This window comes from Abditibacteriota bacterium (assembly GCA_017552965.1).
In the GTDB taxonomy this organism is placed as follows: domain Bacteria; phylum Armatimonadota; class UBA5829; order UBA5829; family UBA5829; genus RGIG7931.
The window spans coordinates 1-10,340 of record JAFZNQ010000108.1 but is presented as its reverse complement, the minus strand read 5'-3'; the positions used below and the strand labels follow the sequence as shown (position 1 = coordinate 10,340).

The following is a 10,340-nucleotide window of genomic DNA, read 5'->3' as shown; positions in this document are numbered from 1 at the left end:
AGACTCTGGTGCCTCCCGGCAACTTCGAGAGCTTCAGCTTTGCAGTGGAGCATATAGACAGCTGCTCCGGCAAGCCCGACATGGCGCTTCTGCGGGACCGGCTGGAAAAGGTGAGGGGAAAAGAGTTCTTCTGACAGACGCCAAAAGCCCTTCCGCAAACGCGGAAGGGTTTTTTCTTTTTGCGGGATCAGTATCTGTATTCGTTGCTCTTGTAGGGGCCGTCCTTGCTGACTCCCAGATAGTCGGCCTGCTTGTCCGTCAGGGTGGTGAGCCTGGCGCCGGAATGGCCCAGATGGAGCCTGGCCACCTCTTCGTCCAGCTTTTTGTCCAGCAGATACACGCCGGGCTTTCTCTTTTCGCTGTGTATGGCCAGCTGAGCCAGAGTCTGGTTGGTGAAGGAATTGCTCATGACAAAGCTGGGATGCCCCGTGGCGCAGCCCAGGTTCACCAGCCTGCCCTCTGCCAGCAGATATATGGTGTGGCCGTCGGGGAAGGTAAAGGCGTCCACCTGAGGCTTGATGTGGGTGCGGACGACTCCGGGAGCGGAGAGGAGGCGGCCCACCTGTATCTCGTTGTCAAAGTGGCCTATGTTGCAGACGATGGCCTGATCCTTCATCTTTTTCATGTGTTCCAGAGTGATGACGTCGCAATTGCCGGTGCAGGTCACGTAGATATCCGCCTCGCCCAGAGTGTCCTCCACCGTGGCCACTCTGTAGCCGGCCATCACTGCCTGCAGGGCGCATATGGGGTCTATCTCCGTGACGATGATGCGGGCCTTCTGGGCAGCGAGAGATTCGGCAGAGCCCTTGCCCACGTCGCCGAAGCCGCACACGCAGGCCACCTTGCCGCTGACCATCACGTCCATGGCCCTCATGATGCCGTCCACCAGAGAATGGCGGCAGCCGTAGATGTTGTCGAACTTGGACTTGGTCACCGAGTCGTTGACGTTGATGGCGGGCACCAGCAGCTCGCCCCTTTCCTGCATCTGATACAGCCTGTGGACGCCTGTGGTAGTCTCCTCGGAGACCCCCGCCAGCCTCTCTATGGCTCTGTGGAAAAAGCCGGGGTCCTCGGCTATCCTGGTCCTGATGACCCCGTTGAGCACTTCGATCTCTTCGTTGCCCTCGGGGTTGGTCAGGGTATTGATGTCATTCTCTGCGGCATAGCCCCGGTGCAGTATGAGGGTGGCGTCGCCGCCGTCGTCCACTATCTGATCGGGCCCCTCTCCGTCGGGAAAGGTGAGAGCCTTCAGGGTAAAATTCCAATAGTCCTCATAGGTCTCTCCCTTGTAGGCAAACACGGGCACTCCCCCCGCCGCTATGGCTGCCGCCGCCTGGTCCTGGGTGGAAAAGATGTTGCAGCTGGCCCAGCGCACATCGGCGCCCAGGCACACCAGAGTCCGGATAAGGGCCGCGGTCTGCAGAGTCATGTGGAGGCTGCCGGAGATCCTGACCCCGGCAAGAGGCTTGGATGGACCGTACTTTTCCCGGCAGGACATGAGGCCGGGCATTTCCTTCTCGGCGATCTTCAGCTCTTTTTCGCCGGTCTCGGCAAGGGATATGTCTTTAACAAAATAATCCATACTGTTCTCCCGTATCAAAGGTAAAAAAAGCCCCCGCCCTGCGGCGAGGGAAACCACGTCTGTTACAGTAATATTATACCCTTTTTTCCCTGAAAATACAACTCCGACGCCGGGCGGGAGGCCGGACAGAGGGCATTGTTTCCTCCTGCAAAGCCTGCGGCTTTGCAGGAGGAAACAACATCGCAAGGGGCCGCGGCCTTTCCCCTTGAAGCGGCGGGCGGGGTGTGCTATAATAATACTAACAAACTTCTTGTGAGGATGATCTATGACACACGTATACCCCGGCGTATGGCGCCTCACCTTCGGCAAGCCCGAGGAGGATACTCCCGTCAGATACGCCTTCCGCCCTCCTCTTGAGGAGGCGCTGAACGCCCTGGAGGACCTGCCGCTCCCCGACATAGCCGAAGCCCTTGACTTCACGGTCACCAAGAGAGGCTGCCGGATCATAGCCCCTATGGACCGGGAGGAGCGCATCTACGGCGGAGGCATTTCCACCCGGGTATTTGACAAGACCGACCGGCGGATCATCGTCCGTCCCACCGACCGGCCGGAGACGGAGGAAGGAGGCAGCCACGGCCCCTGTCCCTTCTTTGTGTCCACCCGGGGCTACGGCTTCTATCTGGACACTGCCCGCTATGCTCAGATGTATTTCGGAGTGACCAACCCTTTGGGCGCACACGACCGGCCCGAGGAGCAAAAGGAGATAGTTGCCAGCAGCGCCGAGGAGCTCTACGCCCGCAAGGCCGCATCCCATAAGACCATGCTGTGGGAGATACCCACGGCCAAAGGCATCGACGTATATATCTTCGCCGGCCGGGACATATCCGACGTGGTGAGCCGCTACAATCTGTTTTGCGGCGGCGGAGCCCTGCCGCCCCTGTGGGGTCTGGGCATCCACTACAGAGGTGATTCGGCCTTCACCGCCGAGGAGCACATACAGCTGGCAAAGAGCTTCCGGGAGGAAGGCATTCCCTGCGACATGTGGGGCCTGGAGCCCAAGTGGCAGGATCAGACCTACAGCTGCTCCTACAAATGGAATCTGACCAATTTTCCCGACCCGGCGGCCTTTGGCAGGGAGATGTCGCGCCTGGGCTTGCACGTCAGCGCCTGGCAGCACTGTTTCACCCATCCCACCTCCCCCATATATGAAGAAATATGCCCGTATTCCGGCGACTTCAAGGTGTGGCAGGGCGCTGTGCCCGACTTTACCCTGCCCGGGGCCCGGGAGATATTTCAGCGGCAGCAGAACGAGAGCCTCTTTTCCATGGAGGGCTTTGACTGCGTCAAGCTGGACGAGTGCGACCATCAGCCCGAGGGCGATGCCTTCTGGTCCTTCCCCGAAAGCGCCGTGTTCCCGGGAGGCCTGGACGGCGAGCAGATGCACTCCCTCATAGGCCCTCTGTATCAGCAGACCATGGCGGAGCCCCTCGGGAAGCAAAACCGGCGCACCTGGGGACTGGTGCGGGAGACCCACGCCATGGCGGCGCCTCTCCCCTACTCGGTGTATTCTGACAGCTACACCCAGGACTGCTATCTGAGAGGCATGGCCAACACGGGCTTCTGCGGGCAGATGTGGGTGCCGGAGCTGAGAGAGGCCTCCAGCATAGAGGACCTGTACCGGCGCATACAGATATGCCTTCTGGGGTCCATCATGGTGGTGAACTGCTGGTATCTGAAGATGCCGCCCTGGAAGCAGATAACCACAGGGCCCAACAGAGAATACGTGAAGATGCCCGGGCACGAAGAGGTCACCGGGGTGGTCCGGGAGCTCTTTAAGCTGCGCATGAGCCTGATCCCCTATCTGTACACCGCCTTCAACGAATACGCCCGCAAGGGCCTGGCGCCCGTCCGGGCCCTGGTGTCGGACTACTCGGACGACCCCGCCACCTACGCCGTGGACACCCAGTTTTTGCTGGGCGACAGGCTCATGGTGTGCCCCTGCCTCACAGGCAAGAGCGCCCGGGAGGTCTATTTCCCCCGGGGGACCTGGGTGGACTTCTACACCGGCGACAGGATCGAAGGCGGAGCCTCCCGGGAGATCACCACTCCCATCGAGCGCCTGGCTATCTACGTAAAGGACGACTGCATCCTGCCGGTGGCAGACCCCCTGCCCTGTGTCGGCAGGGACAGCGTGTTCCGCCTGACGGTGCGCCGCTACGGCACCGGCGAGCTGCCCTTCACCCTGTATGAGGACGACGGCGAAAGCTGCGACTGGCAGCGGGGCGCCCAAAACACCATCATCCTCCGCAAGGACTCGGAGACCAGGCAGGGCGGCTATACCGGAGCGCCCCGGTACGAGATCGGGGCCCGCAAAGAGATTTGACCGCGCCTGCCGGCGGAAGGCCTTTTCTTCCGCCGGCAGCCGGACCCCGGCGGACTTTTTGCATCCTTTTTGCGAAAACAGACGGAAAATATGATATAATAAATACGGACAGGCATCGCTGTCTGCATAAAAAACCATTGCTGGATATACACGGAGAATAACAATGAAAGTCATCATTCAGGAAAACTATGACAAGATGTGCGAGTGGGCGGCGGCCCATATCATCGACGCCATCAACAGCCACCCCAAGGACAAGCCCTTCGTGCTGGGCCTCCCCACCGGCTCCTCCCCTCTGGGCGTTTACAAGAAGCTCATCAAGGCCAACAAAGAGGGCAAGGTGTCCTTTAAGAACGTGGTCACCTTCAACATGGACGAATACGTGGGACTGCCCAGAACTCACCGTGAAAGCTACTGGTTCTTTATGCACGACAACTTCTTCAACCACATAGACATTCCGGAAGGCAATATCAACATCCTCAACGGCATGGCCGACGATCTGGAGGCCGAGTGCGCCCGATATGAAGAAAAGATCGCCTTCTTCGGCGGCATAGATCTCTTTATGGGCGGCAGCGGCGTGGACGGACACATCGCCTTCAACGAGCCCTACACCTCCCTCAATTCCCGCACCGGCGTCCGGGACCTGACCGAGGACACCAAGATAGTGAACTCCCGGTTTTTCAACAACGATCCCGACAAGGTGCCCTCCAGAGCCCTCAGCGTAGGCGTGGCCACGGTCACCGATTCCAGGGAAGTGCTGCTCTTGATCAACGGCCACAGCAAGGCCCGGGCCCTGGCCCACTGTGTCGAAGGCGGAGTCAGCAGCAAGTGGACCATCTCCGCCCTGCAGAACCACAACAACGCGTATATCGCTGTTGACGAAGCCGCCTGCGGCGAGCTGAAGGTGGACACCTACAAGTATTTCCTGGACGTTTACAAGAGCGAAAGGCTCTAAACACGGCATATGATGCCCCGGCAGGCGCTGCGCCTGCCGGGGCATTTGCTATGGTCCCGTTCAATACACACGTCATTTCGGCGCCTGCGCCACGACCCCGCGTCATCCCGGCGACAAGCCATGACCCCGCGTCATCTCGTCGACAAGCCGTCGGGCTTGGCGGTAAGAGATCCCGGGGTCCCCGAAAAATCGCAGATTTTTTGGGGTGGTTTGCGGGGGCACCGATGCCGCAAGGCATTGGGGGGGCCATACGGCGCGGGCGTTTTTCTCCGATCGGGGGCATGGTTTTCCTCCTGCAAAGCCTGTAGCTTTGCAGGAGGAAAACTCTTTGTCATCCCGGCGGAAATGGCAACAGATCAAACGCCTTGGCGTTTGGCCATTTCCGGGAAGGGACCTCCGGCGGGGCCCGTCTGCCGCATTCATTACTCCGGCTTTGCCGGAGGCGGCAGATGGGAGGGGCCGGTGTTGCAGAAAAGGATCGATGCAACATGGAACGCTTCCTCATCTCACGCCGGCTCCACCGGATGCCGGGGCTACTTTTTGGCTGTAAAATGAGTGTATTCTAATGGCACGCCCAATTCCCCGAAGTCCCAATCCTCGGACAGGTCTTTCATCTCGGGATTGTCTTGTTTGATGAGCTTGAATTTGTCGTTGCGACCGTATTTCTTCAGGCGTTTTTCGTAAAGGATAGCCGCCTCTTCGTCCTGTATCTCCTTGTAATACACCAGCTTGGTCGCTTTGTATTTCCTGGAAAACCCCTCTATAAGACCGCTCTTATGTTCGTACATTCTGCGGAGCAGGTCATTTGTGACCCCGATATATAACACGTTGTTGTACTTGTTGGTGGTGATATAGATATACATGCGCTCAGCTCCTTTTTGCTGTATAATATTTTAGACTCGTTAAGCGGCATTTGTTTTTTCATGCTTATTTTTCTTTCTGCGTCACTGCATCACCGGCCCCTCCCACCAGCCCTCTCTGCCATAGGCAGAGTAATGAAAGGGCTGGCGGGCCCCTCCGGAGGTCCCTTCCCCCAAATCGCGTAATGCTGACGCATTACACATATTGCGATTTGGGCCGGGATGACAAATGAGTTTTCCTCCTGCAAAGCTACAGGCTTTGCAGGAGGAAAACCATGCCCCCGATCGGAGAAAAACGCAAGCCGACAACACTTTCCGATAGAACCGCGAGCCGTGGTCACGGCCGGTAGCCGTCAGAGCATCAGGATGGCCTTTTTCAGCCTCTCCAGTCCGTCCGTCAGCATGGTCCTCGGGCAGGCTATGTTCATGCGCAAAAAGCCTTCGGGGCTGCCGTAAACAGAGCCGGCCACCAAAAAGAGGCCCGTGGTCCTGCGGACGTGGTCATAGAGCTCCCGGGAGGTCTTGCCCAGAGACGTGCAGTCCAGCCACAGCAGATAGGTGGCTTCGGAGGATATGAGCCTTATCTCCGGCAGCTCCCGGGCGACAAAGGAGGCCGCCAGCTGTTTGTTGTCATAGAGATACTGCCTCAGCTGGTCCAGCCAGGGGCCGCCGTGGCGGAAGGCGGCCACGGCAGCGGGCACGGCAAAGGTGTTGGGCTCCGACACTTCGTCGTCCCAAAGTGCCCTTGCGACCTTGTGGCGGAGCCGCGGGTCCGGCACGGCAGCCGCGGCGGTGTGGAGCCCGGCCAGATTGAAGGCCTTGGTGGGCGACATGCACACCACGCAGTTGTTTCTGCAGGTCTCCGACACTGAGGCAAAGGGCACGTAGCAGCGGCCGGGGTCGGTGATGTCGCAGTGTATCTCGTCGGAGATCACCGTCACTCCGTGGTCCGCTGCCAGCTCGCCTATACGGGCCAGGGTCTTGCTGCCCCATATCCTGCCGATGGGATTGTGGGGGTTGCAGAGCAGCATCAGGGTCGTCTGGGGGTCTGCCAGGGCTTTTGCCAGCCGGTCAAAATCAATGGAGTATTCGCCGTGACTGTAATCGAGAGCAAATTCCTGCAGGTGTCGGCCGTTGTTGCGGACTATGTTGAAAAACGCGTTGTACACGGGAGTCATGATGAGCACGTTTTCCGCCGGAGTGGTCAGCTTGCGGATACAGCTGGCGATGATGGGGATGACCCCGGTGGCAAAGAGGAGCTCGTTTTTCCCGTATTCCACTCCGTGGCGGGTCTTCCACCATTCTATATAGGCGTCATACCACTCGCCGGGGATAAGGGAATAGCCGTAGACGCCGTGCTCCGCCCGCCGCAGTATGGCTGCCGTCACCTCGGGCGCCGTTTTAAAATCCATGTCCGCCACCCACATGGGCAGCTCTCCCTCCGCCGCGTTCCACTTGAGGGAATCGGTGCCCCGTCTGTCTGTGATCGTGTCAAAATCGTATGTCATATCACTCACTTTTTATGATGATCCGGGTCTTCTCCGGGTCCACTCTGTCCTTTTCGAGTATCAGCTCGCCGATGCCATCTGCCCTGATGACGCCGCCCAGGGGATTCTTCACGCTGTCCACCGTCCCGGTGATGTCGGCGTCCACCGTGGAGTATTCAAAGGCGAGAGTGGTGTCCTTCAGAACGCAGCCCGAAAGGGTCAGATTTTCGCAGAAGCACAGGCCCTGCAGGCTCTCCACGGAGCAATCGATGAGGGTCAGGTTTTTGGAATTCCAGCCCAGATACTCGCCGTTGATGACGCAGTTCACGGCAGTGATATTCTCACTGTTCCAAAAGGCGTCCTTGCTCATGAGCCTGGAGTTGCGGATGGTGATATTCTTCCCTCCGTCAAAGCTGTAATTGCCCTCCAGGTCCAGGCCGTCTATCTCCATGTTCTCGCAGTTCATGGCCAGATAATCGCCCCGGGCGGTCACGCGGTTCAGCCTGACGTTTTTGCACTGCCACAGGGTCTCGGCAGCATTGGGAAAAGCCGTGTCGGTGATGGTCACGCCGTCGCAGCGGCGAAAGCCCTTGGGGGCGAAGTATTCGGTGTCCGACATGCTGATATTGTTGGTGTACCATATGCCGGCCCGGGCCATCTCAAAGAAGGTGCAGCCGGTGACAGTGACGTTTTCACTGTACCACAGGGGATACTTCCATCGGAACCGGGTGCCCTCCACCGCGATGTCCCGGCTGTGCTTCAGGGGCGACTCGCCGTCCTCGAAGACGCTGTCCTTTATCAGGCAGTCCCGGGCCATAAACAGGGCGCGCTCGCCCGTGAATACTCCTGTGTGAACGTATTTCATAGTCATCATACCTCCGGGTCTTGCTCCGCGCCGTACACGGTCGGGAAACCCACAACAGACAAGCTGCGCAGAAAGAGTCTGCGCAGCCTTGGTGATCAATGATAATTACCGGCCGCTAATACTTATCGGCAAATATATTATAGCATGAAAGACCGGAGAAAACAAACGGGAGCTTCCGCCGGGATGACGGCGGAGAGTTTTTCCTCTGCCCCGCGATACGGCCCCCCCAACGGCCCTCTCCGGCGGTGGGCCTGATGTGTTGCCCGGGTCTGTCCTTCCATTACAGGAGATCTCTTGCCGGTTTCGCATACGCTCAACCGCCGAGATGACGTTCTGACTTGACCGCCGGGCGCCGGTTCCGACGGGATGACGGTACATTTTCCTTCTCCGCCGAGTGGCCCCCAACGGCCGCAGCTATTGCTATGGTCCCGTTCAATACACACGTCATTTCGGCGCCTCTGCAAGAGGCGGTAAGAGATCCCCTGCAAACGAACCGCGAGCCCGGGTCACGGACATGCTCAACGGGACAGAAAAACGCTCGACTACACTTCTCCTCAAGCCCCGCGATACGGCCCCCCGCCAGCCCTCTCCGGCGGTGGGCCTGATGTGTTGCCCGGGTCTGTCCTTCCATTACAGGAGATCTCGAACCTCACCCCACAAAATCTGCGATTTTGCGGGGACCCCGAGAGTGCCTTCACTTCGTTCAGGTCGCCGAGATGACGTTCTGACTTGACCGCCGGGCGCCGGTTCCGCCGGGATGACAAGGATGCACTTCCCTCGTCATCTTAATTCTCAAACAGAGCGAGCAGTCTTTTGAAGGTGTCCTGGCCGTCCAGGCAGGTGTCCAGGAGCCATCCTTTTTCATCGGGCCATTTTGCCAGCCCCCGGTAGTAGTACGACTTTTTGGCGTCTTCTATGATAAAGGGGACGATGCCCCAACGCAGGCATTCCTTCAGGGCGATCAGCCGTCCCACTCTTCCGTTGCCGTCCTGAAAGGGGTGGATGCATTCCAGGTCCGCATGAAAGGCTATCACGTCTTCTATGGTGACCGTGTCCCGATGGTTGTAGGCCTCGAGGAGGGCAGCCATACGGCCCGGCACTTCTGCCGGTCCGGCCGTTTTTCTGCCGCCCACCAGATTGGGGAGAGCCTTGTATTCGCCCGGCGGAAATCTGTCCGACCCCGGGGCGCCGTTTTTGAGGATGAAGTGCAGCTCTTTGATAAGCTCCTCCGACAGAGTGTCCTCCGCCCGGTCGATCACCCGGTCCACGGCGCGGAAGTGATTGGACGTGTCGGCAATATCGCCCACGGAGATGCCGGTCCCGTCAACGGTGCGGGTCTCAAATATCATCCGGGTCTGCTGTTCTGTCAGCCTGCTGCCCTCTATGTGGTTGGAATTGTAGGTGAGCCTCACCTGCAGCTCGTGATAAAGGCCTCCGGATATCTTCGCTTCTTTTTCGTCCCGCAGGGTCTGCAGTATAGGGTTGTCCGAGATGCTGCGGCACAGCTCCTCCGGCGCGCAGGCGAAAAACAGGCACAGCTTGTCCGTGACCCTGCGCGACAGCTTTTCCCCCCGACCGATCTTTGCTATGGTCCGGGAGGATATGCCCAGCAGCGCGGTAAGGCGGGAGCGGGTGAGCCCACGCTCTCTCAGCCGATGGTCAAGTCCGGTGTAGTCTATCATCATGTTGCCTCCGATCGTCTTTACTTATTGTAGCACATGACAGCCGAAAAGTAAAGATGCTGCCCTGCGCCGTCGGCGCAAAAGTAAAGAAATCACCCCTCATCATCTCCTTCTCCGCCGAGTGGCCCTTCTATGAAAGCTCTTCATCGCCCCGCGATACGGCCCCCCCAATGCCTGCGGCATCGGTGCCCCCGTAGATCTCTTACCGGTGAAGGCATTCTGCCCTCACCGCCGAGATGACGCGGGGTTGCGCCATTTCCGCCGCAGCTATTGCTGTGGTCCCGTTCAATACACACGTCATTTCGGCGGTGAGGGCCCATCGGGCGCTCACCGGTAAGAAGTCCCCTCCGAACGAACCGCGAGCCCGGGTCACGGACAAGCTCAACGGGACAAGAACAAAAGCGCTCTTATGCTTCTTTCGTATCTGCTTCAGCCGGGTCCTCCCCATTTGCCCTCTCCGGCTCTGCCGGAGCAATGAACGGGCAAACGGGTCCCGCCCGAATTACACCCCGGCGAAACCTTTTTCGCCGGGGACCCCGATCCCTTCCCCAAAACGGCCAAACGCATCCGCGTTTGATACGTTGCCGTT

7 protein-coding genes are annotated in these 10,340 nt (G+C 58.9%); 2 read left to right on the top strand and 5 right to left on the bottom strand.

Translation table 11 applies throughout. From position 1 onward, the window contains the following. Positions 1–187 precede the first annotated feature (187 nt). Positions 188–1,600 (bottom strand): adenosylhomocysteinase, encoded by a 1,413-nt coding sequence (locus IK083_08955; GenBank protein MBR4749678.1) that lies wholly within the window; start codon positions 1,598–1,600, stop codon positions 188–190. Between the two features lie 247 nt (positions 1,601–1,847). Between IK083_08955 and IK083_08950 the strand changes: the two genes are divergently transcribed. Continuing rightward, positions 1,848–3,905, top strand: coding sequence for a DUF5110 domain-containing protein (locus IK083_08950; protein ID MBR4749677.1), 2,058 nt, complete (start codon positions 1,848–1,850; stop codon positions 3,903–3,905). A 163-nt stretch (positions 3,906–4,068) separates the two neighbouring features. After that, positions 4,069–4,857: a glucosamine-6-phosphate deaminase gene (locus tag IK083_08945; protein ID MBR4749676.1), complete on the top strand. Its 789-nt coding sequence runs from the start codon at positions 4,069–4,071 to the stop codon at positions 4,855–4,857. 533 nt (positions 4,858–5,390) lie between these two features. Here IK083_08945 and IK083_08940 read toward each other — a convergent pair. The 4 genes from IK083_08940 to IK083_08925 all read right to left on the bottom strand — a co-directional run bounded on the left by IK083_08940 (position 5,391) and on the right by IK083_08925 (position 9,751). Continuing rightward, positions 5,391–5,720 carry a GIY-YIG nuclease family protein gene (locus IK083_08940; protein ID MBR4749675.1) on the bottom strand — a complete coding sequence of 110 codons (330 nt, stop codon included), beginning with the start codon at positions 5,718–5,720 and terminating at the stop codon, positions 5,391–5,393. 350 nt (positions 5,721–6,070) lie between these two features. Beyond that, on the bottom strand, positions 6,071–7,225 hold the full coding sequence (locus IK083_08935; GenBank protein MBR4749674.1) for a pyridoxal phosphate-dependent aminotransferase: 1,155 nt from the start codon (positions 7,223–7,225) through the stop codon (positions 6,071–6,073). 1 nt (position 7,226) lies between these two features. Continuing rightward, complete coding sequence (locus IK083_08930) at positions 7,227–8,069, bottom strand: DUF3737 family protein (protein MBR4749673.1); 843 nt, start codon at positions 8,067–8,069, stop codon at positions 7,227–7,229. A 785-nt stretch (positions 8,070–8,854) separates the two neighbouring features. Then, on the bottom strand, positions 8,855–9,751 hold the full coding sequence (locus tag IK083_08925; GenBank protein MBR4749672.1) for a Fic family protein: 897 nt from the start codon (positions 9,749–9,751) through the stop codon (positions 8,855–8,857). Positions 9,752–10,340 lie beyond the last annotated feature (589 nt).